Origin of the sequence: Streptomyces cucumeris, from assembly GCF_024295805.1 — a bacterium.
Classification (GTDB): domain Bacteria; phylum Actinomycetota; class Actinomycetes; order Streptomycetales; family Streptomycetaceae; genus Streptomyces; species Streptomyces cucumeris.
This window is the reverse complement of sequence record NZ_JANCLX010000051.1, coordinates 1-25,404: the sequence shown is the minus strand read 5'-3', so window position 1 is coordinate 25,404 and position 25,404 is coordinate 1. Positions and strand designations below refer to the sequence as shown.

Below are 25,404 nucleotides of genomic sequence, written 5' to 3'. Positions count from 1 at the left end.
CGGCGTTGACCTTGCCGTGGCGTCAATGTGTTCACTGGGCCCATGAGGATCGGAGAGCTGGCCGCGGTGGCCGGGGTCACCACCCGGACCGTGCGGCACTACCACCATCTGGGACTGCTGCCCGAGCCACGGCGGCGGGCGAACGGCTACCGGGTGTACGGGCTGCGGGACGCCATCGCGCTGGCGCGGGTGCGGCGGCTGGCGGAGTTGGGGCTCGGCCTCGACGAGGTGCGCGATGTGATCGCCGATGACGCCGGGCGCGAGCTGCACGAGGTGCTGGCCGAGCTGGACGCCGATCTCGCCCGGCAGGAGGAGGTGCTCCGGGAGCGGCGGGCGCGGCTGGCCGGGCTGCTGCGGCAGGCGGAGGACGGCGGGCTGCCCGCGGAGGGACCGGTGTCGGAGGGGCTGGCCGCGCTGTTCGGGGAGATGGCGCGGGCCTCGGCGGCGCTGCCCGGCCCTGAACCGCGGATGGCGGCGCGGGAGCGGGAGTTCCTGGCGCTGATGGAGGCGGTGGCGGTGCCGGAGGAGGCCGAGCGGATGCTCACGCTGTTCCGTACCGCGATCACGGGGACACCGGGCGCGATGGAGCGGGCGTACGAGGTGTACGCCCTGCTGGACGCGCTGGCCGACGCGGAGGTGGCCGATCCGCGGGTGGAGGAGGCCGCGCGGGCGCTGACGGACGCGCTGCCGGACGAGATCGTCGCCGGGATGCAGCAGCACGGGGAGACCGCGGCGGGGGCAGGGGGCACGGCCTTCATGGAGGCGTTCTTCGCGGATTTCGCGCCCGCCCAGGCCGAGGCCGTGCGCCGGGCCATCCGGATGATCGAGGAGCGTCTCCGGTGATCCGGCTGATGCGGACCCTGGCGCTGTGGGTGACCCGGCGGCGGGACGGGATCGGGGCGCGGGACACGGCGTTCGGCTACGCCCAGGGAAACGGGTCCACGGTGTACGCGCTGGCCTCCGTGTGTGTGGTGGAGACCGTGGGGATGGCGGTCCTGCTGTGGTCGTGGCCGGTGGTGCACACCGTGGTCCTGGTGCTCGATGTGTACACCGTGCTGTGGGTGCTGGAGCTGCACGCGGCCTGTGTCGTCCACCCCCATGTGGTGTCGCCGGACACCCCCGGCTCCCCCGGCGTGCTGCGGCTGCGCCACGGCCACCGCCACGATCTGCGGATCCCGGTGGAGCTGATCGCCTCGGCGCGGCGGGCCTCCCGGTTCGGCTCGGACGGGGCCGAGGCCCGGGACGGGGTGCTCACCCTGGCCGTCGGCTCACGGACCAGCCTGGTCATCGAGTTGTCCGAACCGGTCACGGCCGCGCTCCCCCGGGGCGGGAGCGCCGCGGTCCATACGGTCAGATGTCATGCGGACGAGCCGGACCGGCTTCTCGCCGCGCTGCCTCCGTCGGTGCGGGCGGGGCGGTGCTCCCCCGCGGGATGACCCGGGTGGGGAAGACGATGTGGCGGGCCGGATCGGCCTCCGGGTCGTCGATGATCGACCGGGCCAGCTCCGCGGCGGCGCGGCCGATCTCCTCCACCGGCTGGGCCACGGTGGTGAGGTCCAGCCATTCGGAGAAGTGGTGGTCGTCGAAGCCGAGGATGGATATCCGGCCGGGTATGTCGACACCCGCGGAACGCAGCAGCCCCATGACCTCGATCGCCACCTCGTCGGACTCGGCGAACACGGCGGTCGGCGGGTTGCGCAGGCTCAGGAGCTGGCCCACGGCTTCACGGATACCGCGGCGGTGGCGGGCCACCGGGTAGAGGACCAGCTCCTCGTCGTACGGCAGCCCGGCCTCCGCCAGCGCGTTGCGGTATCCGGTCAGCCGCTCCTGGGAGCTCCAGTAGAAGCCGGTGTTGTCGCTGGACTGGAGAAAGGCGATCCGCCGGTGGCCCAGGTTGAGCAGGTGGCGCATCCCGCGCAGGGCGCTGTCGGCGTCGTCGATGTACACACTGGGCCGCCCGGGGGCGTGCTGACTGACGAAGACCACCGGCATGCCCAGCGCGTCCAGCCGGGCCCGCTCCTCCGGGGTGAGGTCGAAGCAGGTCACCAGCATCGCGTCGGCGTTGCGCCGGGCGGGCAACCGGTCGAAGAACGCGCGGCGTTCGGCCACGTCCGTGACGCTGTAGACGAGCAGGTCGAGCTCGGCCTCGCGCAGCACCGCACTCACCCCGGCGATGGTGTTGCCGAGGAACCAGGAGTCCAGGTGCGGGGTGAGGACGGCGATCCGCCGTGTCTTGCCGGTGACCAGGCTGGAGGCGCTGCGCGAGACCGCGAACGACAGCTCACGGGCGGCCTTTTCGACCCGGTCGCGGGTCTGCGGGGACACGCTCGACAGTCCGCGCAGGGTCCGGGAGACCGTGGAGACGGAGACGCCCGCGCGCTCGGCGACATCGGCCATGGTGGCGTCGTCACCGTGGCCGCCTGGATCCCCTGAGGCACCTGAGCCCTCGGAACCCGTGGAAACCCCGGAGCCGATCACCCCGGCCGGGGCGTCCGGACCATCGGTGGCAGCGCTGGCAGCGCGGTCCGGGGGTGGAGGACCGGCGAGGCCGTCAGGGCCGTCGGAAGCTGCGGACATGGCGGGACCGTAGCACGCGTCCGGACGCCACCGACAAGGACCCGGCCACTACAGTTTGGCAACGCTGTCATTCGAAGATCACCGGCATTCTCCTCGAACTTTCGCCAGTACGCCCGTTGACACCTCTCCCGCCGCCCGCCTAGCTTGCAAACGCTGTCAGAGAGGCAGCCCTGACGGGAACGGGAGGAGAGCGCATGGCCCTGAGCCGCAGGACGCTGCTTGCAAGCGCTGGCAGCATCGCCATGACCGCCGGTCTCACCACCGCGTGCGGGACCAACGACCTGGACGACCTGCTGGTCGAGGCGGAACGGCCACCGGAAGGACCGGTGACCGTGCGCTGGTGGGCGGGGAAGATACCCGCCCGCGACGGGGGCGATATGCGCCCCGCCATCATCCGGGCGTTCCGCCGCAAAAACCCCACCATCCGGGTCGAGATCGTGAAGGGACTCAGCACCACCGACGGCAACCGCGTGGCGCTGACCACCCAGATCGGCGGGGGCTCCACGACCCCGGACGTATATCTCGGCGACACCACCTGGCCCGCCCAGTTCGGGGCCAACTACCTGGCGCTGCCGGTGGATTCGCTGGTGCCCGAGAGCTTCTGGGACCCCTATCCGCAGGCGCTGATGCAGGCGTCCAGCCTCAAGGGCAAGGTGTACGCGTTCCCTTGCTACACGGACGCGGCCTATCTCTTCTACCGCAAGGACCTGCTGGCCAAGCACGGCATCCCGGTGCCCAGGACCTGGGAGGAGCTGGAGCGCGGCGCACGGCGGATCCAGCGCGCCGGGGACGCCGACTACGGCTTCGTCTGGCAGGGCTCCGTCAGCGAATCCCTCACCTGCGTCGTGACCGAGTTCCTGGCCGACGCGGGCGGCAGTGTGCTCGACCGTTCCGGACGTGTCGCCGTCGCCGACGAACCCGCACAGCGTGCCGTGAGCTATCTGCGCGGGCTGGTCGACGCCGGAGTGACACCGTCGGCGGTCACCACCTTCGCCGAACAGGACGCCATGGACGCCTTCGCGGGCGGCCGGGCGGTGTTCCTGCGCAACTGGGCCTACGCCTGGGGGATGTCCGAGGCCGACGGCGCCTCCAAGGTGGCGGGCAAGGTGGGCGTGGTCCCGCGGCCCGGTTTCGAGGGCCGTCCGGACTCCGGCTACGCCTGCCTCGGCGGCTGGAGCAACTTCATCAACCCCAACTCGGAGAACCTCGGCGCCGCCGTCGCCTTCGCCCGCTTCTGCGCCGGGGAGGAAGCGCAGATGATGCTGTTGCGCGAGGCCGGGGTGCTGCCCGCGATGGACACCGTGCTCGACGGTCCGGCCGCGGCGAGGACCGGCGATCCGACCATCACCACCACCCGGCGGCTGAAGCTGGTCGCCCGTCCGGTGCAGACGCCGTACTACCCCCAGGTCAGCAAGGCCGTCTACACCCAGGTCAATTCGGCGATCGGCGGCTCGGAACCGGTCGGCGGCGCCCTGCGGGCCGCCCGCTCCGACATCACCGCGGCACTGGAGGGCAAGGCGCTGTGAGTACCACCGGCACGACCGGCACCACGACCGGCGAACCGAGCGGAGCCGCCGCCCGGACCGCCGGGAAGACCACCGGGAAGACCACCGGGAAGACCACCGGCCGGACAGCGCGCCGCGGCACAGCCCGTGGCACCGGCCGCGGCACCACCGAACGCCGGCTGGCCCGCGCCGGTTGGCTCTACGCCTCCCCCGCCCTCACCCTGATCGCGGCCGTCACGCTCTTCCCGATCCTGTTCTCGGTGGTGCTCAGCTTCTCCGAGGTGCGCCTCAGCTACGGCGGTTTCCGGATCGAGGGCTTCACCACCGACAACTACGCGGCGCTGGCGCACAGTTCGGCGTGGTTCGAATCGCTCGTCTTCACCCTCGGCTTCACCCTGGTCACCGTCGTCCTGGAACTGGCGCTCGGCACCGCCGCGGCGCTGGTCCTGGAGCGGCTGGGCGCGGCGCGCGGCTGGATCCTGGCCGTCCTGCTGCTGCCCTGGGCGATGATCAACGTGGTGGCCGCCCAGCTCTGGGGCTATCTCTACAACGGCACCTACGGTGTGGTCACCTGGGCGATCGAGGCGCTCGGCGGCGGTGAACCCGCCATCCTCGGCCGTCCGGTGCCCGCGATGGCGGCGATGGCGGTGGCCGACATCTGGAAGACCACCCCGTTCGTGGCCATCATCGTGCTCGCCGGGCTGATGCAGATCCCCAGGGACGTGTACGAGGCGGCGGAGATCGACGGCTCCGGCCCCTGGACCACCTTCTGGCGGGTCACCCTGCCCCAGCTACGGCCGATCCTGGCCATCGCGGTGCTGTTCCGCACCCTCCAGGCGTTCGGCGTCTTCGACCTGCCGTTCGTGCTCACCCAGGGCGGACCGGGGACGGCGACCCAGTCGCTGGCCATCCTCGGCTACAAGACGCTCTTCCAGAACCTCAGCATCGGACCCGGCGCGGCCGTCGCCACCAGTACGGCGGCCCTGGTCATGGGGTGCTGTCTGCTCTTCCTGCGTGCCTTCCGGGCCCAGGTGGACGAAGGAGGCCGGTGATGAGGAACCAGACCACCCGCGGCTGGCGGCGGTACATCAACGTGGTCAACATCGGCGCCCTGATCATCGTGGTGCTGACCACCGCGCCCCTGTACTGGATGGCCACGGCCTCCTTCAAGGGCACCGGCGAGATCAGCGCCAGCCCGCCCACTCTCCTCCCCGGGCACCCGACCACCGGCAACTACGCGGACGCGTTCGGCGGCAACAGCCTGGGCCGCTATCTGTTCAACAGCGCGCTGGTGTCCGTGGTGTCCACGGTCGTGGTGCTGGCCCTGGCCTTCTTCGCGGGCTACGCGCTGGCCCGGCTCCCGATGCGCGGCCGCGGACCGATCATGATCGCACTGCTGATGATCTCGGTCTTCCCCGCCATCGCCGTGGTCACCCCGCTGTACCTGCTGGAACGTTCGGCGGGGATGCTCAACAGCTACCAGGGACTGATCATCCCCTATATCGCCTTCAACCTGCCGTTCTCCATCTGGATCCTGCGCAACTACCTGCTGGGGGTGCCCCGGGCGCTGGAGGAGGCGGCCACCGTGGACGGCGCCGGTCCGCTGCGCACGGTCCTCTCGGTGATCCTGCCGCTGGCGCGGCCGGGCCTGTTCACCGCCGGGGTGTTCACCTTCACCGCCACCTGGGCCGAGTTCCTGATGGCGCTCACCCTCAACAGCGAGGACTCCTTCCGTACGGTGCCGGTCGGCATGGCCCTGTTCAGCAGCCAGTACACCGTCCCCTACGGCACCATCTTCGCCGGTGCGATGGTGGCCACGGTGCCCATCGCCATCCTCGTCCTGGTGTTCCGGCGGTCGGTGATCTCCGGGATGACCTCCGGGGCGGTGAAGGGGTGACGCCGCCGTGAACTGACGCCCGCGGCACACCGGCCGCATCCGTGAACCGTACGCATCCCCGCCCGCATTCTTCCCCGCGAGGACCACGTGACCCTTCAGCCCTCGGACCCCAACTGGTGGCGGCAGGCCGTCTTCTACCAGATCTACCCCCGCAGCTTCGCCGACTCGAACGCGGACGGCGTGGGTGACCTGCCCGGTGTCACCTCCCGGCTGCCGTACCTCGCCGAGCTCGGTGTGGACTGTGTCTGGCTGAGCCCGTTCTATCCCTCCGCGCTCGCCGACGGCGGCTACGACGTGGCCGACTACCGCGATGTCGATCCGCGTCTGGGCACCCTGGACGACTTCGACCGGATGATCGCCGAGGCGGACCGGCTCGGTCTGAAGGTCATGGTCGACATCGTCCCCAACCACACCTCCGACCAGCATGTGTGGTTCCAGGAGGCGCTGCGCTCGGCCCCCGGCTCCGCCGCCCGCGACCGCTATGTCTTCCGCGACGGACGCGGACCGGACGGCGCGCTCCCGCCGACCGACTGGATCTCCTGCTTCGGCGGCCCGGCGTGGACCCGGCTGCCCGACGGACAGTGGTACCTGCATCTGTTCGCGCCCGAGCAGCCCGACCTCAACTGGGACCATCCGGAGGTGCGCGCCGACTTCCTCACCACGCTGCGCTTCTGGTCCGACCGCGGGGTGGCCGGGTTCCGTGTCGACGTCGCCCACGGCCTGGCCAAGGACCTGGCCGAACCGCTGCGCGACATCGGCGACGTCCCGGGCTACGACCCGCACCAACTCCCCGAGGACGGCAGCCATCCGCTCTGGGACCGCGACGAGGTGCACGGCATCTTCCGCGAGTGGCGGAAGGTGATGAACGAGTACGACCCGCCGCGGATCGCCGTGGCCGAGGCATGGGTGCGCAGCTCCCGCCGCGCGCCCTACGCCGGCCCCGACGAGCTGGGCCAGGCGTTCAACTTCGACTTCCTCTACACCCCGCCGTCCGCGCCCGCGCTGCACGCCGCCATCGACAGCGCGCTCGGCGACGCCCGCAAGGCCGGGGCCTCGGCCACCTGGGTGCTGTCCAACCACGATGTGATCCGGCACGCCTCCCGGCTGGCCCTGCCCGAGGAGCTGGGCCTGCCGGGCCGGGAGGCATGGCTGCTGGCCGACGGCCGGGAGCCGGAGGCCGACCACGAGCTGGGGCTGCGCCGGGCCCGCGCCGCGACGCTGCTGATGCTGGCGCTGCCGGGTTCGTCGTATCTGTACCAGGGCGAGGAGCTGGGCCTGCCGGAGGTGGCCGATCTGCCGCGCGAGGCCCTCCAGGACCCGACCTGGGAGCGCAGCGGCGGCCGGGTCAAGGGCCGTGACGGCTGCCGGGTGCCACTGCCGTGGACCCGGTCCGGCCCGTCGTACGGCTTCGGCGAGGGCGGCTCCTGGCTGCCGCAGCCACCGGTCTTCGGCGAGCTGTCGGTCCAGGCGCAGGACGGGGTGGCGGGCTCCACGCTGGAGCTGTACCGCGAGGCGCTGCGGCTGCGGCGTTCGCTGGGCGGCGACGAGGGGGTGGCGTGGATCGGCTCGGTGGAGGAGCTGAGCGCGGGGGTGCTGCACTTCCGCCGTTCCACCGGCTGGGAAAGCCTCAGCAATCTCTCGGCGGTCCCGGTGCCGCTGCCACCGGGCCGCGAGGTGGTGCTCGCCAGCGGTCCGGTCGACGGCCATGAGGTGCCCGCGCATACGACGGTCTGGCTGGGGGCGCGGAGGGCCGGCGGCGGCGGGGGGGGGGGCGGGTCGTGGCCCGGCCCGCCCCGCGCGCCGCCACCGACCCTCCGAGGAGATCCACCGTGCTCGTCCTGCTGCCGCCGTCCGAGGGAAAGGCCACGGGAGGCTCCCGGTCGCCGCTGGACCTGGAAGGGCTGTCGCTGCCCGAGCTGGGCGGGGCACGGGCGGAGGTGCTGGAGGAGCTGGTGTCGCTGTGCTCGGGCGATACGGCGAAGGCGGCCGAGGCGCTGGGGCTGAGCGAAGGGCTGCGCGGCGAGGTCGCCAAGAACGCGGCGCTGCGGGAGGCCGGGACCCGGCCCGCCGGGGAGATCTACACCGGGGTGCTCTACGACGCGCTCGGCCTGGCCACCCTGCCCACCGATGCCCGGCGCCGGGCGGGCCGGTCGCTGCTGGTGTTCTCCGGGCTGTGGGGCGCCGTGCGGATCGGTGACCGTATCCCCTCCTACCGCTGCTCGATGGGGGTGAAGCTGCCGGGCCTGGGCGCGCTGGGCACGTACTGGCGCAACCGCACTCCGATGGCCGAGGTGATCCCGCGGGCGGCCGGGCGCGGTCTGGTGCTGGACCTGCGGTCGTCGGCGTACGCGGCGGCCTGGAAGCCCAAGGGTGAGCTGGCGGACCGTACGGCCACGGTCCGGGTGCTGCACTCCACCGTCGTGGACGGTGTCGAGAAGCGGTCCGTGGTCAGCCACTTCAACAAGGCGACCAAGGGCCGGCTGGTCCGCGAACTGCTGATCGCCGGTGCCGCGCCCAAGAGCCCGGCTGAGCTGGTCGGGGCGCTGCGCGAGCTGGGCTACGCGGTCGAGGTCGCGGAGCCGGAGAAGGCGGGGCGGCCGTGGGCGCTCGATGTGATCGTCACCGAGCTGTAGCCCCCGCCCCGCTTTCTCGCACCGCTTCTTCTCACACCGCTTCTGCGTCGCTGATGTGCAGGACCCCGGCGGCCTCGTCGAGGGTCCGCGCGTCGAGGGGGTAGTACCCCATGACATCGGTGGCGTCGTCGCGGGTGCGGGCGGACGGCGGAACCGTGGCGGCCGCCGCCAGCGCCCAGGCCGTGTCGCGGCTCTGGAGGGTGCCTTCGTAGGTGTCCGGTCCGGGCTCACCGACCCCGAGGGCCGCGCTGCGGCCCAGACCGCCCGCGACGAAGGCGTACCGCTCCCCCAGCAGGGCCCCCACGATGGCACCGGCGCCGAACCAGCTCAGGTCCATGTCCGCCACGCGCAACGCGGCCGTACCCGGCTGGAGATGGTGGTTGTGGGCGAAGACCAGGGTGGGGCCGCGCGACGCCTCGGCCTCCCGGATGCCGAGGAGGTTCTGGGCCATGAGCGCGTCCCGGGTGGCGAGCAGCCGGGACAGCCGGGTGGCCGGATCGAGGCCCGGCCGCGCGCACTGCCGGTGGTAGCGCAACAGACCGAGTGCGGCGGTGAGATGGATCCTGGCGCGGGACCACTCCTCGGCCGGACTCGCCGCGGCCGGCTCCGGCGCGCGCGCCGAGAGCGAGCTGAGCATCTCTTCCCCGATCGCCCGCAGCCGCTCGGCCTCGGGCGTGGCGCCGGGCGACGCGGCCGGGTCCATGACCGCCTCGGTGCGGCTCCACCGTGTGTCCTCGCCCGCCAGTTGTGTGACGTCGGTGTCGAGTCCCAGGTAGTCGCGGGCGTGTTCGAGGTAGCGGCGCGGGCTGGGCGCACTGGCGTTCTCCAGCGGGGCGTCGAAGCCGTGGAAGGACACGCGCTCCTCCGGCGGCCGGTGTTCGTTGTACGCGCGCATCCGGACGACCAGCTCCCGGTTGGCGTCCAGTTCACCGAAGTCGTGGGAGAAGCCCTCGCGCATCACCGCGTCCAGGCTTCCGCTCCCCTCCTGGACGAAGTCGTTCACGGCGAGTGCGGCCACCCGGTCGGTCTCCAGGGCGATGGACCGGAAGCCCATGTCCATGAGCTGGACGAACAGTTGATTGCGGACCCGCCCGAAGGCCGGTTCGCGGTGCGTCGGCTCACCGAGTGCCAGCAGGGCGCAGGACGGGGTGATGAGGTCTCGGATCTCCTGGGTCATGAGCCTCAATCGTATCGTTGAAGATCTTCGTTGAGACTTCTGGCGAGATGGCCGCCCGGCAGTGCCATGAAGTCTCAACCGGTGGAAGGTTCCGCGGTTACGCGGGGCCCGCGTGGTGTACGGCACCCCGTGATCTCGGTACGGTAACGGGTCTGGGCCGGAAGTCGTGCGCCGTTCATCTCCCGGGGGGCTCTCGTGCACAGGACGATCGCGGTCCGGGTGGATGCTCAGGGCACCGGCCGACCGGACTCAGGCTCCAACTTCCCTTTATCCGCCCGGACTTCCCCTGGGAGATCTCGTGCGTCTGTCCCCTTCTCTGCGTTCAGCCGTCGCGGTCGCCGCGGTGGCCGCCACCGCCCTTCCGCTCACCTCCGTCGCGCGGGCCGACTCCGCGCGATCCGACTCCGCGGGCGCCGCCGCCAAGCGGCCCAAGTCGCTGGTGATCGGCGTCGACGGCGCGACGTTCGCCGCGTTCGGCTCGGCGCGGATGCCGAACCTCACGGCCCTCAGAACCGGTGGTACGACCGCCACCAGCAACCTCTACGCCTCCCCGATGGCCCCCACCCTCTCCGGCCCCGGCTGGTCGACCATCGCCACCGGAGTGTGGCCGGACAAGCACAGGGTGGTGGACAACTCCTTCCTGGGCGCCGACTTCGCCCGCTACCCGGACTACGCCACCCGTCTGGAGACCGCGAAGCCCGAGCGGAACACCCTCGTCGTCGGCACCTGGGGACCCATCACCGGCACGGTCTTCGGCCCGGCCGTGGACACCCGGATCGCCGGGTCGGACGACGCGGACACCACCGCGAAGGCGGTGGACAAGCTGGCCACCACCGACGCGGACGCCACCTTCGTCCACCTCGACGAGGTCGACGGCGCGGGCCACGGCCACGGCACCGCGAGCCAGGAGTACCGGGACGCCCTGGAGGCCGCCGACGGCCGGATCGGGCGGATACTCCGGGCCGTCACCTCACGCGCCACCTACGCGGACGAGGACTGGCAGATCATCGTCACCGCCGACCACGGCCACACCGCGGGCGGTGGCCACGGTGGCAACAGCCCGGCCGAACGGCAGACCTTCGTCATCGCCAAGGGCACCGGTTTCGCACCGGGTTCGGTCCGCCATGACGTCAAGATCTCCGATGTGGCCCCCACCGTGCTGGCCCACCTCGGCGTCCCCGCCGATCCCGCCTGGAAACTGGACGGCAAGGCGATCGGTGCGCTCGCCCCCGACGCCTTCGACACGCTGCGTCCGTCGCTGCGCACCCGGGTGGACGAGACCGGACTGCCCGCCAACCTCAAGGGCTGGACGCATACCGCCCCGTCCGGCTGGAGCGTCGACAACGCGGCCATGCCCGGCGGCGGGGTGAGCGAGTGGCGCGGCTGGTCCTTCGCGAACGACGAGTTCTGGAGCAACAGCCAACTCGGCCAGGGCCGCGAGACCAACGTACGGGCCCGTGATGTGTTCGCGGTCGCCGACTCCGACGAGTGGGACGACAAGGCGCACGGCGCCGGGCCGTTCGACTCCACCCTCAACAGCCCCGCGTTCCCGGTGACGGGCGGCCGGGCGGCGATGGTCTCCTACGCCACGGACTACCGGGTGGACGGTCCGCAGACCGGCGATGTGTACATCGCGTTCGACGGCGGGGCGCGGACGCTGCTGAAGTCCTACCGCTCCCACCTCAACACCGTCGAGAAGCTCTCGGTGGCGGTACCGGCCGGTGCCACCTCCGCCCGGCTGTACTTCCGCTACACCGGCACCAACAGTGCCTTCTGGACGGTCGATCAGGTGACCGTGACGGGCTGACCCCGCCCGGCCCCGGAAGCGGGACGCCGGACGGGCTGGGATGTCCCCGGCCCGTCCGGCGGTCTCAGCTCTGCCCGGGTGTTACGAGGCGCTCTCCTCCGGCCGGCGGTGACGGCCGTGAACCGGCGCCTGCGCCTCCTCCGACGTGGCCTGCTGTCCCCGGTGCCTGCCCTGACTTCCGGCATCGGCCTGGTTCGCGGCCGCCTCGCGCGGACGCGCCTGGGCCGTGTCGATCTGGGTTTCGGACATGTGGGTAGTCACCCCGTCAAATCGCTCCGTACTGTGCGGGGGAGGCGGGAAGCGACGCTGGTCACGACATCACCGTGTACGCCACCCGAAACGCCCCGCGGGTGCACGGAACGCATGGCTGCGCAGCCCCCGCCAGATTCTAACCAGGGTGCTGATCTCTGACCCACCGGGGTGGACGGGGCTGGAGCGGGCGCGCGAGCGGGGCCTGCTGCAACGGTACGGGGCGCTGCATGTCGAGCGTGTCGGACCCCGGATCGGGCTCCGGACCGGTCTGCTCCACCCCGGCCCAGGACCCGGTCCCGCCCCAGGGCTCGACCCCGGACACCACCGCCCGGTCCTCACCCTTGACCCTGGTCCACGGGGTGATCCGCGCGGGCTCCGGGATCGCCGCGAGCCCGGTGACCGCGGGCTCCACCCCACGCCCCACCACCCGTCGCACCACCCGCGCGGCACCGGGCGCGGCGGTGGCCGCCGCCACCGCGAGCCCACCCGCGGGGCGCGCCTCCGCGACGCGGGGAAGCACGGCGGTGCGGACCTCCCCGACACGGGGGATCACGGCCGCGGGCGACGCCGCCCCGACGCCCGGCAGCACGGCGGCGGGCGACGGCTCCCCGGCGCGGGCCACCCCCGCCGTACGCCGCAACTCCGCGATACGGCGGATCTCCCCGGTCCGGGGCGACACCGCGGAGGCGTGCCCCGCACGGCCCTCCTCCGCGGGACGCGGAACCTCTCCGGCACCGGGCGCTCGGCCCGCGCGGTGGGTCTCGGCGGCGCGCGGCGCTTCCCCCGGGCGAGGCGGCTCCGCCGCCACCACACCCGGTACCCCTCCGGTGCGCGGCAACTCCGCCGCGCCCGGCGCCACCCCGGTGGGGGACGGCTCGCCCGCGCGGTGGGCCCCTGCCGTGCGGGGCAGCTCCGCCGCACGGGGTGTCCCGCCCGTCTGCGGCATCCCCACCGCGTCCGGCATCGCCCCGGGATGCGTCAACTCCGCGGTGCGCCCCGGCTCCCCGGGACGCGCGAATCCACCGGCACCGGGCACCTGCCCGGCATGGCGGGCCTCCCCCGCGCGCGGCGACTCCGCCACGCGGGGCGTCGCCTCGGCCGGGCGGGATGTCTGCCCCGTACGGGGCGCCTCGATCGCGCGAGGCAGCTCACCGGCGCGCGCCACCGGCGCCGGAGCCGGCATCGCCCCCGGAGGCATCAACTCCGCGGTGCGTCCCGGCTTCCCGGGAACGGAGGTCGCGTCCCCACGGAAGGGCTCACCAGTACGGGGCGCCTCCGCCCCACCGGGCGCCTCGCCCCGGCGGAGGTTTTCACCGACCCCGGGCGCCTGCCCCACCGAGCGGCCCTCCCCCTCACGTGGCATCGCCGCCACGCGGGGCGTCTCCGTCGCGCGGGGAGACTCACCGGTGTCGGGGGCCTCCATCGGGCGCTCGGCGGCGGGAGCGGGTGGCGGGGGCGGCAGTTGGAGCCGGCGGCGGGGGTCGGAGACGCGGTGGATCTCGCCGGTGCGGGGGAGCTCGGCCGTACGCCGCGGCAGCGGGCGCGGCGGTCCGGCGGCGCGGGGCGGTTCGCCCGCCGCGCCCGTCAGATCGAGCCCGCCCAGCGTGTCCGCGCCCGGGAGCCCCGCGCCGCCCTCCAGGTCGGGGAGCCACACCCGCGCGACCCCGCACGCGACCTGCCGTGTGGTGTACGGCAGCAGCAGGGCGCCGTCCCGGGCCATCAGGCCCGCGCCCGGGAGCCAGCCCTCCGGGGCGGAGAACTGGCGCAACCGGCGCTCGGCCGGGCGCCATACGCCGACCCAGGGGCGACCGGCCGGACCGTCGATACGGAAGGCGACCGCGCAGCTCTCGGGGGTGAGGACCTGACCCGGCTGGACCGCGAAGGGGGTGGCCTCCGACCGCGCCGCGGGGCGCAGACAGTCGGGGAAACGGACCGGACGGGCGCTGCCCAGCACGCCCCAGCCCAGCCGCTCGTCCCCGGGGGCGTCGGACCGCACCAGCAGCAGACCGCTGTCCGGGTCGGCGAGCAGCAGCCGGTCGTTGCTGCGCTCGGTGATCTGGAGCAGCGGGCTGGTCTCGCCGCCGCGGCCCAGATCGACCACGACGGTCTTCGTCCGGCCGTCGAGTTCGCGGTCGAGGGCGAGCAGCCGCCCCGTACGGTCCAGCCAACTGCCGCCCGTACAGCGGCCGGGGACCTCGGCGAGGTGCTGGGGGACGAGACCGCCGTGCACCAGCCACACGGAGGTGGAGTGCTCTCCGCGCGCCAGGGCGAAGACCGACAGACCGCCGGGAGCCGGGGGCAGCAGGGAGACATCGGCGCGGTCGAGGGCGCCCAGCAGCCGTTCGCCGGTGCCCGGACCCGCCGGGTAGAGCAGGGAGAAGGCGTGGTGCCCGGCCACCCGACGGTGGATCAGCACCTGACCGTCGGCGAGCGGCAGCAGCTCGCTGTCCGGCTCCTCGGGCTGGGCGCCGGGCAGCGGCACGGCGTACGGCTCGGGTCCGTCCAGCGTCCAGCGCTCCGGGTACCAGCACCGCGTCTCCGGCTGGAACGCGAGCCGTGCGCCGTACGAGCCGTCGGCGGCGACGGTGAACCTCTCGCGGGCCGCACCGTCCGGGGCGGACCCCCGGGCGGACCCCTCGCGCCGCCGGGTGCTGACACCGACGGCGACGGCGGCGTCGAAAGCACAGGCAGTCATAGATCAGTCACCTCCGGCCACTGAACGTAGTTTTCGCTCCCCCCGAAACCCGCTGAAAGGGTCCTGCTCCACCCGTACGTGTGGCGATTGCCCGATTCGCCTGAGACGTCGCGGGTGAATGTGCTGTAAGCACCGGCGCGCCATGTTGCGCCCGGGGCCGTCGCGACGCCGCCGCGGCCACTGCCGTGAGCCCCGCTCCCCGCGCCCGTCCGGTGGTCGCGGTGAGTGAAGGCGGGGGCAGGGCTTACCCGTGATCCGGGAGGTAGCCTTGCCCCGTGCCCGCACTCAACGACGTCCTCGCCGCCCTCGACGCACTCTGGCCGCCCGAGCGGGCGGAGCAGTGGGACGCCGTCGGCACGGTGTGCGGAGACCCGGACGCCGAGGTCAGCCGTGTGCTGTTCGCCGTGGACCCCGTCCAGGAGGTCGCCGACGAGGCGGTCCGGCTCGGCGCCGATCTGCTGATCACCCACCATCCGCTCTATCTGCGGGGCACGACCACGGTCGCCGCCTCCACCTTCAAGGGCCGGGTGGTGCACACGCTGATCAAGAACGACATCGCGCTGCACGTCGCGCACACCAACGCCGACCGGGCCGACCCCGGAGTCTCCGACGCCCTCGCCAGTGCGCTCGGGCTGCGGATCACCGGTCCGCTGGTGCCCGATCCTGCCGACCCGGCGGGCCGCCGCGGTCTCGGCCGCGTCTGCGAACTGGACCGTCCCCAGACGCTGCGCGAGTTCGCCGAGCGCGCCGCCGAGGCACTGCCCGCCACCGCCCAGGGGATCCGCGCCGCGGGCGACCCGGACCGCGTCCTCCGTACGGTCGCGGTCTGCGGCGGTTCCGGCGACAGCCTCTTCGCGGAGGTGCGGGCGGCGGGCGTGGACGCGTACCTCACCGCGGACCTGCGCCACCATCCGTCCTCGGAGGCGCGTGAGCACAGCGATCTCGCCCTGGTGGACGCCGCGCACTGGGCCACCGAGTGGCCGTGGACCGAGCAGGCCGCCGCCCAGCTCGACGAGATCTCCGACCGGAACGGCTGGGGTCTGCGCACCCATGTCTCCCGTACGGTCACCGATCCCTGGACGGCCCACGCCCAGGCGCATGCCCCGGCCCACGCCGCCTCCCTCTGAGTACGCCCGAGCCTTCCCGCCCCTCAACACCCCTGGAGCCCCACGCTGAACGCCGCGCCCGCCGACCAGATCCGCCTGCTGGACGTCCAGGCCCTCGACGTCCGGCTCTCGCAGCTCGCGCACAAGCGCAGGACGCTGCCCGAGCACGCCGAGCTGGACGCCCTGAACGCCGACCACACCCAGCTCCGCGATCTCCTCGTCGCCGCCCAGACCGAGGAGAGCGACACCGCCCGCGAGCAGACCAAGGCGGAGCAGGACGTGGACCAGGTGCGTCAGCGCGCCGCCCGCGACCAGCAGCGGCTGGACTCCGGGGCCGTCACCTCCCCCAAGGACCTGGAGAACCTCCAGCACGAGATCGCCTCGCTGGCCAAGCGCCAGGGCGACCTGGAGGACGTGGTGCTCGAGGTCATGGAGCGCCGGGAGTCGGCGCAGGAGCGGATCACCGAGCTGACCGGCCGGGTGGAGTCCCTCCAGTCCAAGATCGCCGACGCCACCTCGCGCCGGGACGCCGCGGACGGGGAGCTCGACGCCGAGACCGCCTCGGTCACCAAGGAGCGTGAGGTCATCGCCGGCACCATCCCGGCCGATCTCCTGGCCCTCTACGACAAGCTGCGCGGACAGCAGGGCGGGGTCGGCGCGGCCCGGCTCTACCAGCGGCGCTGCGACGGCTGCCGCCAGGAGCTGGCCATCACCGAGCTGAACGAGGTGCGCGCGGCGGCGGCCGACACGGTCGTGCGCTGCGAGAACTGCCGCCGGATCCTGGTGCGTACGCCCGAGTCGGGGCTGTAGGAGGATGACGCGTCGCGTCATCGTCGAGGCGGACGGCGGGTCCCGGGGCAACCCGGGTCCGGCCGGTTACGGCGCGGTCGTGCTGGACCCCGGGACGGGTGAACCCCTGGCCGAGGCGGCCGAGTACATCGGCACCGCCACCAACAACGTGGCCGAGTACAAGGGGCTGATCGCCGGGCTGCGGGCGGCGCACGCCCTGGACCCGGAGGCCCGGGTCCAGGTCCGGATGGACTCCAAGCTGGTCGTCGAGCAGATGTCGGGGCGCTGGAAGATCAAGCACCCCGATATGCGTCCGCTCGCCGCCGAGGCCGCCTCGGTCTTCCCGTCCGGCCAGGTGACGTACGAGTGGATCCCGCGCGAGCGGAACAAGCACGCGGACCGGCTGGCCAACGAGGCGATGGACGCGGGGCAGCGGGGCGAGCGGTGGAGCCCCGGGGCTCCGGCGGAGGCCCGCGCCCCCGCCTCTGCCTCTGCCTCTGCCTCTGCCTCTGCCGACGACGCGATCGCCGAGCCCGCCACCGAGGCGAAGTCCCCGGCGCGGGGCTGGGGCGCCGCGGACCTCGGCACTCCCGCCACCTTCGTCCTGCTGCGGCACGGGGAGACCGCGCTCACCCCCGAGAAGCGGTTCTCCGGCAGCGGCGGCACCGACCCCGAACTCTCGCCGGTCGGCCGCCGCCAGGCCGAGCTGGTCGCCTCGGCCCTCGCCGCGCGCGGCACCGTCCAGGCGATCGTCAGCTCCCCGCTGCGGCGCTGCCGGGAGACCGCCGGGGCGGTCGCCGCACGGCTGGGCCTGGAGGTCCGGATCGAGGAGGGGCTGCGCGAGACGGACTTCGGCGCCTGGGAGGGGCTGACCTTCGCGGAGGCCAAGGAGCGCTACCCGGACGACCTCGACGCCTGGCTCTCCTCCACCAAGGCGGCGCCCACCGGTGGCGGTGAGTCCTTCGCCACGGTCGCCCGCCGGGTCGCCGCTTCCCGCGACCAGTTGATCGCCCGGTACGGCGGGCGCACCGTCCTGCTGGTCACCCATGTCACGCCGATCAAGACCCTGGTCCGGCTGGCCCTGGGCGCCCCGCCGGACTCGCTGTTCCGGATGGAGCTCTCCGCGGCCTCGCTGTCGGCGGTGGCGTACTACGCCGACGGCAACGCCTCCCTGCGGCTGCTCAACGACACGGCCCATCTGCGGTAGAGCCGCGGCCGCGAGAGCCCGGTCAGCCCGTCAGCCGCGCCGCCTCGCGGGCCAGGGCCTCCACCCGCGGCCAGTCCCGGGCCGCGAGGGCGTCGGCGGGGAGCATCCAGGTTCCGCCCACACAGGCCACGTTGGGCAGGGCCAGATAGTCCGGGGCGCGCAGCGCGTCGATGCCGCCGGTGGGACAGAAGCGGGCCCGGGGCAGCGGTCCGGCGAGTGAGCGCAGATAGGACGGGCCCCCGGCGGCCTCCGCCGGGAAGAACTTCATCTCCGTGACCCCGCGTTCCAGCAGGGCCACGGCCTCCGAGGCGGTGGACACCCCGGGCAGACACGGCACTCCCGACCCGCGCATCGCGTCCAGCAGCCGGTCGGTCCAGCCGGGGCTGACGAGGAAGCGGGCACCGGCCGCGACGGAGCTCTCCACCTGCTCCGGGGTGAGCACGGTCCCGGCGCCGACGACCGCTTCCGGAACCTCCTCGGCGATGGCCCGGATCGCGGTCACGGCGGCCGAAGTGCGCAGGGTCACCTCGATCGCGGGCAGTCCGCCCGCGACCAGGGCGCGGGCCAGCGGTACGGCGTCGGCCGCCTCCGACAGCACCACGACGGGGAGCACCGGGGCGAGATCGAGCGGGGATACGGCGGGGGGGGTGGGCACGGCGCTGGTCACGGCGCCATCCTGCCCACCCCCACCGCACCGCGCAATGAGCGTTGCACCATGTGCAACTGGCGTCCCGCGGAGGTGTCCTACGGCACGCGCGGCTGGCCGCGCCGGAGCCCCAGCACCTCCACCGCCGCGAAGTTCTCCCCGCCGCGCCCCGCGAAGTACGGGGTGAGGACATCGTCCAGTTCATCGAAGCCGAAGGTGTCCTTCGAGGCGTCGAGCCGGGCCGCCACCTTGGGGCGTTCGAGGATGGCCACCATGCCGCCGTGGACCACGAACACCTGCCCGCTGATCTTGGCGGCGCGGGGGGAGGCGAGATAGCCGACGAGGGGGGCGACATGTTCGGGGGCGAGGGGGTCGAGATGGCCGTCCTCGGGGAGTTCGAAGCCGGCGAAGACGTCCTCGGTCATCCGGGTGCGGGCGCGCGGGCAGATGACGTTGGCCGTGACGCCGTACTTGGCCAGGGCGCCCGCCGTGGAGGTGGTCAGTCCGACGATGCCGCCCTTGGCGGCGGCGTAGTTGGGCTGCCCCGGGGACCCGGCGAGGAACGCCTCGGAGGAGGTGTTGACGATCCGGCCGTGCACCGGACCGCCGCGAGTGGCCTTGGAGCGTTCGCGCCAGTGGGCGGCGGCGAAGCGGGTGGTGTTGAAGTGGCCCTTGAGGTGGACGCGGATGACCGAGTCCCATTCCGTCTCGGACATGGAGAAGATCATCCGGTCGCGGAGGATGCCCGCGTTGTTGACCAGGATGTCCAGGGCGCCATAGGTGTCCACGGCGAGCTGGACCAGTTCCCGGGCCTGTTCGAAGTCGGCCACGTCACCGGCGTGGGCGGTGGCCCGGCAACCGGAGGCGCGGATCTCCGCGGCGACCTGCTCCGCCGGTCCGGCGGACGCCTCCCCCGAGCCGTCGCGGCCGCCCTGTCCGAAGTCGTTGACGACGACTTGGGCGCCGAGGCGCGCCAGTTCGAGGGCCTCGACGCGGCCGAGACCACGGCCCGCGCCGGTGACGATCGCGGTCTTGCCCGTCAGCGGGCGGTCCCCGGACGGTCTCAGATCTCGATGCATGTGCGCAGCGCCTCCCCGGTCCGCATCTGGTCGAGCGCGTCATTGATCTCGGTCAGCCGCACCCGGTGGGTGATCAGCCCTTCGAGGTCGATCCGGCCCGCCCGCCACAGCGCGATGGTGCGTTCGTAGGAGCGCAGCACATCACCGCCGCCGTAGAGCGAGGGCAGGATCCGCTTCTCGTCGAAGAACAGCTCGAACATGTTGAGGTTCAGCAGATCGTCGCCGGCGCCCGCGCCGACGACGCACAGGGTGCCGCCGCGCCGGGTGGTGTCGTAGGCGGTACGGGCGGTGGCGGAGCGGCCGACCACCTCGAAGACGTAGTCGAAGCCCTCGCCCGCGGTGACGCGGTTCTTGGCGTCGGCCAGACCGTCCGGCGGAACCGCCTCGGTGGCGCCGAACCGCAGGGCCGCCTCGCGCCGCGCCTCGACCGGGTCGACGGCCACGATCCGGGCCGCGCCCGCCGCCCTGGCCCCCTGGATGACGCTGATGCCGACACCGCCGCAGCCGATGACGGCGACCGACGCCCCGGCCTCGACCCGCGCGGTGGTGAACACCGCGCCGAGCCCGGTGGTGACGCCGCAGCCGATGAGGGCCGCGATGTCATAGGGAACGTCGTCGGGGATCGGCACCGCGCAGGGCGCGGGCAGGACGACCTCCTCGGCGAAGGTGCCGGTGCCCGCGAAGCCGAACACCTCCGGCGGACTGCCGCCGGGGCGGCGGTAGTTGGGCGTTCCGGCGTTCATGAACCCGGCCAGGCACAGATGCGGCTGGCCGCGGCGGCAGGACGGACAGCCGCCGCAGGCGGGCAGCCAGCACACCAGCACCCGGTCGCCCGCGCTCAGCCCGGTCACACCCTCGCCGACCTCCAGGATCTCCCCCGCGCCCTCGTGTCCGGGGACGAAGGGCGCGGGCTGCGGCAGGACGCCGCTCATCGCGGAGAGGTCGGAGTGGCACAGTCCGGTGGCCCTGACGCGCAGCCGGACCGTACCGGGACCGAACCCCACCGCCTCGATGTCATCGAGGACTTCCAGCTTCTCCTGCCCCGTCTCGTGCAGTACGGCCGCGCGCACGGTGCCTCCTCGTGGGTCACATGGGTCAGACGTGCTCGACGGTGGTGTCGGTGAGGACGGGTGCGCCGTCCCGTTCGACGGCCGTGGCCGTCACATGGATACGGCCGGGACCGCCGCCGTCGGCGGTCTCGCGCCACATCCGGACGCACAGGGTCTCGCCGGGGAAGACCACTCCGGCGAACCGGGTGGCATACGAGCGGACGCGGGCCACCTCGCCGTCCAGCGCGGTGTCCACGACCGCCTTCAGCACCATCCCGTACGAGCACAGCCCGTGCAGGATGGGCCGGTCGAACCCGGCGCCCTTGGCGAAGTCGGGGTCGGCGTGCAGCGGGTTCCAGTCGCCGGACAGCCGGTACAGCAGCGCCTGGTCGTCGCGGATGGCCCGCTCCACGGTGTGGTCGGGTTCGCGGGCCGGCGGCTCCACCCGGTCGGACGGCCCGCGTTCACCGCCGAACCCGCCCTCGCCGCGGACGTAGATCCGGGTGTCACAGGTCCACAGCGGGCCGTCGTCGTCGGTGGCCTCGGTCCGCAGCACGATCACCGCGGCCTTCCCCTTGTCGTACACCGCGGCCACCTTCGACGTCTGGGTGGCCCGGCCGTCCACCGGGATGGGCCGGTGCAGTGTGACGGACTGTCCGCCGTGCAGGACGGCGGCGAGGTCCACATCGATCCCGGGCGCGCCCATCCCGCCCGCGAGGGCCATCCCGCCGCCCGCCACGGTGGCGAAGCTGGGGAGGACATGGAGTCTGCTCTCCAGGGTGTAGCGGAGCTCATCGGGGTCGGTGGCCGGGGTTCCGGCCCCGATCCCGAGGTGGTAGAGCTGGATGTCCTTGTGACCCCAGCTGAGCGCCGTGGTCCGGGGCTCGGCCGAGACGGCCTTGGCGGCATCGATGGGCATAGGGCGACAGCACTCCTCGGTTCCTCGGCCACGGCAACACGGCGGGAGTCGTCCCCACCGTGTGAAGACCCCGGCCCGCCCGTCCGCACCGTCGGCCGTGCCGGGGTCGCTTCTGGTCGGCAGGTCCGCGCCGCGTACGTCCGGCCGCACGTCCGGCCGCCGGAGGCGGTCCGCGCGGACGAGAACGAGAACGCGTTCTAGCCGATGGCACCCATGTATAGCCCAATCCCCCGGCACTGGGAAGAGTGCTGACACTTCGTCAGCTTTGCTCGGGACATATGTCATGGCCGTCCGCCCACATCTGCATCTGCCCAGGTCATGGCGGTGTGCATAGGGTGCGGTCCATGGACGCCACCACCGCGGAGATCGAGCGGCTCAAACCTCCCCGCCGCTATGCCTTCCTGCCCTGGCTGTTCATGCTCAGCGGGAATGTGCACGAGCTCGTCCGGGGCCGGACACCGGCGCCCTGGCTGGGCGGGCTCGGGACGGTGGCCTTCACGGCGCTCTACATCACCGCCGTGCTCACCGGTCTGGACGAACGGCACCGCCACACCTGGGTTCCGCGGGCCGCGCTCGCCGGACTGGCGGTGGTCACCTACGCGCTGGCCGTGGGCTACGCCAAGGACTGGCTGCTGTGTTTCCCGCTGCTGTCGCTGGCCACCGGCATCGTGCTCCGGGGGCGGCGGCTGGGGCCGTTCATCCTGGTCTTCGCCGGATCGGCCGCGGTGATTGCGGCCTTGCGCGGCGGTTCCTCGGACCCGCTGACGGTGGCGTACGGAACCGTGCTCTCCGGGCTGGTGACGGCCGCCATCCTGTCGCTGTTCGAGGCGGTGGCCCAGCTCCGCGCCACCCGTCTGGAACTGGCCCGCGCGGCGGTGGAGGAGGAGCGGCTGCGCTTCTCCCGCGATCTGCACGATCTGCTCGGCCACACCATGTCGGTGGTGGTGGTCAAGGCGGAGGCGGTGCGGCGGCTCGCCCCGCACGACCTGACAGCCGCGCTCGGCCAGGCCGCGGACATCGAGGCGGTGGGACGGCAGGCGCTCACCGAGATCCGCGAGGCCGTCACCGGCTATCGCGAGGGCGGCCTGGCCACCGAACTGGAGCGGGCCGCCTCGCTGCTGGACGCCTCCGGGATCGAGGCGGATCTGCGCCGGTCCGGACCGCCGCTGCCGCCGCAGACCGAGGCACTCCTGGGGTGGGTGGTCCGCGAGGGCGTCACCAATGTGGTCCGGCACAGCGGGGCACGGCGGTGCGCGATCGACATCCGGGGCGGTACCGACCGGGTACGGCTGGAGATCACCGACGATGGACGCGGTGCGGGCTCCGGTACGTCCGGTGCGCGCACCCCGGCGGCCCCGGCCGCCGGGGTGGGCGGTGGCACCGGTCTGAAGGGGCTGGCCGAGCGGCTGTCGGCGGCGGGCGGGGCGCTGGCCGCCGGGCCCGACGGCCGCCGCGGCTTCCGGCTCGCCGCCGAACTGCCGGTGGACGAGACGGTGGACGGCGCGGGCGACGGACCCGCGGGGACTGCGCATGAGCAAATGGACCGCACGGCCGAGGGGGCCCGAACGACATGATCAAGCTACTGCTCGCCGAGGACCAGGGGATGATGCGCGGCGCACTGGCCCTGCTGCTCGGACTCGAGGCGGACTTCGAGATCGTCGCGCAGGTCGGCGACGGTGACGAGATCGTGCCCCGGGCCCTGGAGACCCGGCCCGATGTGGCGCTGCTGGACATCGAACTCCCCGGCCGCAGCGGCCTGGACGCCGCCGCCGCGCTGCGCGAGGCGCTGCCCGCGTGCCAGGTGCTGATCCTCACCACCTTCGGCCGTCCCGGCTATCTGCGCCGGGCGATGGAGGCGGGGGCGGCCGGATTCCTGGTCAAGGACGGTCCGGTGGAGGAACTGGCGGTGGCCGTGCGCCGGGTGCTGGCGGGTGAACGCGTCATCGACCCGGGCCTGGCCGCCGCGGCGCTGAGCGCCGGGCCCAATCCGCTCACCCAGCGCGAACGCGATGTGCTGGCGGCGGCGGTGGACGGTGCCACGGTGGCCGATATCGCGGACCGGGTGCATCTGTCCCCGGCCACCGTGCGCAATTACCTCTCCTCGGCAATCGGCAAGACCCGGACCCGCAACCGGATGGAGGCGGTCCGGGCGGCCCGCCAGAACGGCTGGCTGTAGCGCGGCCGACGGCGGAGGACCGCCGGTCGGGGCTCGCCCTCAAGGGGGCCGCCCTGCTCCCGGCGCGCCTGGCACGCTGCCCCCGGCTACCGCCGGGAGGTGTCCCGTGCACCAGACGCCGGTCGCGGCCGGACACCCCCTTCGCAGATGGCCCCTAGGCCGCGCGGTCCGCGCCCCCGCCGCCCGGGCCCACTGGGCCCACCGGGACCGCCGGGGTGCGGGGCAGGGCCACCGCCATCAGCACCACGGCCGCCCCGATGATCCCGGTGGCCACGGTGAACGCCTGGGCGTAGCCCGCCGCGAGCGCCCGCTCCGCGGTGCCTCCGTCGCCGCGTACGGAGGAGATCCGCTCGGCCGCCACCGTCGCCAGCACGCTCAGGCCGAGGGCGCCGCCCATCTGCCGGGAGGTGTTGACCAGGCCCGACACCAGTCCGGCGTCAGACGCGGTCGCCCCGGAGGTGGCCGCGGCGGCCAGCGGGGTCATCAGCAGCCCCGAGCCGAGCGACATCACCACGGCCGGGCCCAGGACCGTGCCGAGGAAGGTACCGTCGGCGTCCATCCGGCTCTGCCAGCCGAATCCGGTCACCGCGAGGACGCCGCCGACCAGCGCCAGCGTCTTCCCGTCGAACCGCGCCATCAGCCGGGGCGCCAGCTTCGAACCGAGGACGATGGAGAGGGTGTGCGGGAGGAAGGCCAGACCGGCCTTGACCGGGCTGTAGTGCAGCACGTTCTGCAGATAGAGCGACATGAAGTACCACATGGCGAACATCCCGGCGCCGAACACCGTCATCACCGCGTTCGCCGCCGTCACCGCCCGGACCCGGAACAGCCGCAGCGGCATCAACGGCTCCCGCGTGCGGGCCTCCACGGCCAGGAAGACACCGAGCAGCACGAGACCGGCCAGCATCGGGACCAGCGAGGCGGCGGCACCCCAGCCGTGCGACTCGGTCTGGACGATGCCGTACGCGAGGGCCGCGAGCCCCGATGTGACCAGCACCGCCCCGGGGATGTCGAGCCGGCGCGCGGCACCGGACCGGCTCTCGGTGAGCCACACCGTGGCGGCCACCAGGACCAGCGCGCCGACCGGCACATTGACCAGCAGCACCCAGCGCCAGGACAGGTACTCGGTGAGCAGTCCGCCGACCAGCGCGCCCGCCGCTCCCCCGCCCGCGCCGACCGCCGTCCAGGTGCCGATGGCCCGGGTGCGGGCCGAGCCGTGCGGGAAGGTGGTGGTGAGGATGGTGAGCGTGGCCGGGGAGACCACCGCGGCGCCCACGCCCTGGACGGCACGGGCCGCGATCAGCTGCCACGGCTCCTGCGCCAGACCGCCCGCCAGGCTGGCGACGGTGAACAGCCCAAGACCCAGCAGGAACACCCGCTTACGGCCGAAGAGATCCGCCGCGCGCCCGCCGAGCAGCAGGAAGCCCGCGAAGGTGAGCACATAGGCGTTGACGACCCACTGCAGACCGGTCTCGGTGAGCGCCAGGGACGAACTCATCGACGGCAGCGCCATGTTGACCACGGAGACGTCGAGCACCACGAGGAACTGCCCGGCGCAGGCGGCGAGCAGCACCGCCCAGACCGGCGGCGCGGACCGGGCGCCGGAGGCGGACGTGGCGGAGGTCGTGACAGGAGGGTTGGTTGTCGCGGTTTCGGCGTCCGACGATGCCGGGTAAGGAGTGTGAGCGCCCATGCCCCTGATGCTGTCAGTCCGGCCATGGACCCCGCATCGTCATTTCGGAGCATCCGGACCCCGGTGGGTCCTAGGCCGTTTCTTACGGATCACCTCGCGGCCCAGATGTGGATGGCCGCGAGGTGGAGTGCGGCCTGGTAGACGGTTGCGGTCTTGTCGTAGCGCGTGGCGAGGCCGCGCCACTGCTTGAGGCGGTT

The 25,404-nt window shown here is 73.2% G+C and carries 21 protein-coding genes and 2 pseudogenes; 13 read left to right on the top strand and 10 right to left on the bottom strand.

Translation table 11 applies throughout. The annotated features are described in order from the left end of the window. Window positions 1-42 precede the first annotated feature (42 nt). Window positions 43-843, top strand: a complete 801-nt coding sequence (locus NMK44_RS39450) for a MerR family transcriptional regulator (protein WP_254752581.1) — start codon at window positions 43-45, stop codon at window positions 841-843. Continuing rightward, window positions 840-1,436, top strand: a complete 597-nt coding sequence (locus tag NMK44_RS39445; RefSeq protein ID WP_254752580.1) for a hypothetical protein — start codon at window positions 840-842, stop codon at window positions 1,434-1,436. Before NMK44_RS39450 ends, NMK44_RS39445 begins: the two co-directional genes overlap by 4 nt. Here the strand turns inward: NMK44_RS39445 and NMK44_RS39440 are convergent. Beyond that, on the bottom strand, window positions 1,351-2,577 hold the full coding sequence (locus tag NMK44_RS39440) for a LacI family DNA-binding transcriptional regulator (protein ID WP_308358790.1): 1,227 nt from the start codon (window positions 2,575-2,577) through the stop codon (window positions 1,351-1,353). The two genes, NMK44_RS39445 and NMK44_RS39440, sit on opposite strands and share 86 nt — an antisense overlap. A 194-nt stretch (window positions 2,578-2,771) precedes the next feature. Here NMK44_RS39440 and NMK44_RS39435 point away from each other — a divergent pair, with 194 nt between their 5' ends. From NMK44_RS39435 to yaaA, 5 genes and pseudogenes are all read left to right on the top strand, one after another. Beyond that, on the top strand, window positions 2,772-4,103 hold the full coding sequence (locus tag NMK44_RS39435) for an extracellular solute-binding protein (protein WP_254752579.1): 1,332 nt from the start codon (window positions 2,772-2,774) through the stop codon (window positions 4,101-4,103). Further along, a complete protein-coding gene (locus NMK44_RS42565; protein WP_254752578.1) occupies window positions 4,100-5,134 on the top strand; it encodes a carbohydrate ABC transporter permease in 1,035 nt (344 codons plus the stop codon). Before NMK44_RS39435 ends, NMK44_RS42565 begins: the two co-directional genes overlap by 4 nt. Further along, entirely contained in the window at window positions 5,134-5,979 is an 846-nt protein-coding gene (locus tag NMK44_RS39425) for a carbohydrate ABC transporter permease (protein WP_254752577.1), read from the top strand. The genes NMK44_RS42565 and NMK44_RS39425 overlap by 1 nt, the downstream gene beginning before the upstream one ends. 66 nt (window positions 5,980-6,045) lie before the next feature. Continuing rightward, window positions 6,046-7,716 (top strand): annotated as a pseudogene (locus NMK44_RS39420) (glycoside hydrolase family 13 protein); the annotation flags it as partial. A gap of 92 nt (window positions 7,717-7,808) precedes the next feature. Continuing rightward, window positions 7,809-8,612 (top strand): peroxide stress protein YaaA, encoded by an 804-nt coding sequence (gene yaaA, locus NMK44_RS39415; protein ID WP_374215409.1) that lies wholly within the window; start codon window positions 7,809-7,811, stop codon window positions 8,610-8,612. Window positions 8,613-8,643: 31 nt separating this feature from the next. On the opposite strand, the gene NMK44_RS39410 is transcribed toward yaaA, so the two are convergent. Continuing rightward, window positions 8,644-9,789 carry an erythromycin esterase family protein gene (locus NMK44_RS39410; protein WP_254752575.1) on the bottom strand — a complete coding sequence of 382 codons (1,146 nt, stop codon included), beginning with the start codon at window positions 9,787-9,789 and terminating at the stop codon, window positions 8,644-8,646. 298 nt (window positions 9,790-10,087) lie between these two features. On the opposite strand from NMK44_RS39410, the gene NMK44_RS39405 reads away from it, so the two are divergent. Then, entirely contained in the window at window positions 10,088-11,596 is a 1,509-nt protein-coding gene (locus NMK44_RS39405; RefSeq protein ID WP_254752574.1) for an alkaline phosphatase family protein, read from the top strand. 81 nt (window positions 11,597-11,677) lie between these two features. On the opposite strand, the gene NMK44_RS39400 is transcribed toward NMK44_RS39405, so the two are convergent. Together NMK44_RS39400 and NMK44_RS42560 are read right to left on the bottom strand one after the other, a co-directional pair. Further along, on the bottom strand, window positions 11,678-11,845 hold the full coding sequence (locus NMK44_RS39400; RefSeq protein ID WP_254752573.1) for a hypothetical protein: 168 nt from the start codon (window positions 11,843-11,845) through the stop codon (window positions 11,678-11,680). 139 nt (window positions 11,846-11,984) lie between these two features. Further along, complete coding sequence (locus NMK44_RS42560) at window positions 11,985-14,543, bottom strand: hypothetical protein (RefSeq protein ID WP_308358789.1); 2,559 nt, start codon at window positions 14,541-14,543, stop codon at window positions 11,985-11,987. A gap of 275 nt (window positions 14,544-14,818) precedes the next feature. Here NMK44_RS42560 and NMK44_RS39390 point away from each other — a divergent pair, with 275 nt between their 5' ends. The 3 genes from NMK44_RS39390 to NMK44_RS39380 are packed head-to-tail and all read left to right on the top strand — an operon-like array spanning window position 14,819 to window position 17,645. Then, window positions 14,819-15,670, top strand: coding sequence for a Nif3-like dinuclear metal center hexameric protein (locus NMK44_RS39390; protein WP_254752572.1), 852 nt, complete (start codon window positions 14,819-14,821; stop codon window positions 15,668-15,670). Between the two features lie 45 nt (window positions 15,671-15,715). After that, window positions 15,716-16,459 carry a zinc ribbon domain-containing protein gene (locus NMK44_RS42555; RefSeq protein ID WP_308358791.1) on the top strand — a complete coding sequence of 248 codons (744 nt, stop codon included), beginning with the start codon at window positions 15,716-15,718 and terminating at the stop codon, window positions 16,457-16,459. Between the two features lie 4 nt (window positions 16,460-16,463). Further along, window positions 16,464-17,645 carry a bifunctional RNase H/acid phosphatase gene (locus tag NMK44_RS39380; protein ID WP_254752570.1) on the top strand — a complete coding sequence of 394 codons (1,182 nt, stop codon included), beginning with the start codon at window positions 16,464-16,466 and terminating at the stop codon, window positions 17,643-17,645. A gap of 22 nt (window positions 17,646-17,667) precedes the next feature. On the opposite strand, the gene eda is transcribed toward NMK44_RS39380, so the two are convergent. From eda to NMK44_RS39360, 4 genes are all read right to left on the bottom strand, one after another. Next, the gene (gene eda, locus NMK44_RS39375; RefSeq protein ID WP_254752569.1) at window positions 17,668-18,312 is read right to left on the bottom strand and encodes a bifunctional 4-hydroxy-2-oxoglutarate aldolase/2-dehydro-3-deoxy-phosphogluconate aldolase; all 645 of its coding nucleotides are present in this window, start codon (window positions 18,310-18,312) and stop codon (window positions 17,668-17,670) included. A gap of 77 nt (window positions 18,313-18,389) precedes the next feature. Continuing rightward, window positions 18,390-19,370: a 3-oxoacyl-ACP reductase gene (locus NMK44_RS39370; protein WP_254752568.1), complete on the bottom strand. Its 981-nt coding sequence runs from the start codon at window positions 19,368-19,370 to the stop codon at window positions 18,390-18,392. Beyond that, window positions 19,355-20,440 (bottom strand): alcohol dehydrogenase catalytic domain-containing protein, encoded by a 1,086-nt coding sequence (locus tag NMK44_RS39365; RefSeq protein ID WP_254752567.1) that lies wholly within the window; start codon window positions 20,438-20,440, stop codon window positions 19,355-19,357. Before NMK44_RS39365 ends, NMK44_RS39370 begins: the two co-directional genes overlap by 16 nt. A 25-nt stretch (window positions 20,441-20,465) precedes the next feature. Continuing rightward, a complete protein-coding gene (locus NMK44_RS39360; RefSeq protein ID WP_254752566.1) occupies window positions 20,466-21,338 on the bottom strand; it encodes an enoyl-CoA hydratase ChsH3 in 873 nt (290 codons plus the stop codon). Between the two features lie 344 nt (window positions 21,339-21,682). Between NMK44_RS39360 and NMK44_RS39355 the strand changes: the two genes are divergently transcribed. After that, complete coding sequence (locus NMK44_RS39355) at window positions 21,683-22,912, top strand: sensor histidine kinase (RefSeq protein ID WP_254752565.1); 1,230 nt, start codon at window positions 21,683-21,685, stop codon at window positions 22,910-22,912. Continuing rightward, window positions 22,909-23,514, top strand: a complete 606-nt coding sequence (locus NMK44_RS39350; RefSeq protein ID WP_254752563.1) for a response regulator transcription factor — start codon at window positions 22,909-22,911, stop codon at window positions 23,512-23,514. The genes NMK44_RS39355 and NMK44_RS39350 overlap by 4 nt, the downstream gene beginning before the upstream one ends. Before the next feature lie 154 nt (window positions 23,515-23,668). Here the strand turns inward: NMK44_RS39350 and NMK44_RS39345 are convergent, their stop codons facing one another. Further along, on the bottom strand, window positions 23,669-25,207 hold the full coding sequence (locus NMK44_RS39345) for an MFS transporter (protein WP_254752561.1): 1,539 nt from the start codon (window positions 25,205-25,207) through the stop codon (window positions 23,669-23,671). Window positions 25,208-25,296: 89 nt separating this feature from the next. Then, window positions 25,297-25,404: pseudogene (locus tag NMK44_RS39340) on the bottom strand (IS5/IS1182 family transposase); the annotation flags it as partial.

Bases quoted from the DNA above. Each gene is read 5' to 3' on its own strand.
- NMK44_RS39350 (WP_254752563.1), top strand. From the start codon at position 22,909: ATGATCAAGCTACTGCTCGCCGAGGACCAGGGGATGATGCGCGGCGCA.
- NMK44_RS39425 (WP_254752577.1), top strand. From the start codon at position 5,134: ATGAGGAACCAGACCACCCGCGGCTGGCGGCGGTACATCAACGTGGTC.
- NMK44_RS39355 (WP_254752565.1), top strand. From the start codon at position 21,683: ATGGACGCCACCACCGCGGAGATCGAGCGGCTCAAACCTCCCCGCCGC.
- NMK44_RS39400 (WP_254752573.1), bottom strand. From the start codon at position 11,845: ATGTCCGAAACCCAGATCGACACGGCCCAGGCGCGTCCGCGCGAGGCG.
- NMK44_RS39370 (WP_254752568.1), bottom strand. From the start codon at position 19,370: ATGCATCGAGATCTGAGACCGTCCGGGGACCGCCCGCTGACGGGCAAG.
- NMK44_RS39410 (WP_254752575.1), bottom strand. From the start codon at position 9,789: ATGACCCAGGAGATCCGAGACCTCATCACCCCGTCCTGCGCCCTGCTG.
- NMK44_RS39440 (WP_308358790.1), bottom strand. From the start codon at position 2,577: ATGTCCGCAGCTTCCGACGGCCCTGACGGCCTCGCCGGTCCTCCACCC.
- NMK44_RS39450 (WP_254752581.1), top strand. From the start codon at position 43: ATGAGGATCGGAGAGCTGGCCGCGGTGGCCGGGGTCACCACCCGGACC.
- NMK44_RS39380 (WP_254752570.1), top strand. From the start codon at position 16,464: ATGACGCGTCGCGTCATCGTCGAGGCGGACGGCGGGTCCCGGGGCAAC.
- NMK44_RS39345 (WP_254752561.1), bottom strand. From the start codon at position 25,207: ATGGGCGCTCACACTCCTTACCCGGCATCGTCGGACGCCGAAACCGCG.
- NMK44_RS39360 (WP_254752566.1), bottom strand. From the start codon at position 21,338: ATGCCCATCGATGCCGCCAAGGCCGTCTCGGCCGAGCCCCGGACCACG.
- NMK44_RS42560 (WP_308358789.1), bottom strand. From the start codon at position 14,543: ATGACTGCCTGTGCTTTCGACGCCGCCGTCGCCGTCGGTGTCAGCACC.
- NMK44_RS39435 (WP_254752579.1), top strand. From the start codon at position 2,772: ATGGCCCTGAGCCGCAGGACGCTGCTTGCAAGCGCTGGCAGCATCGCC.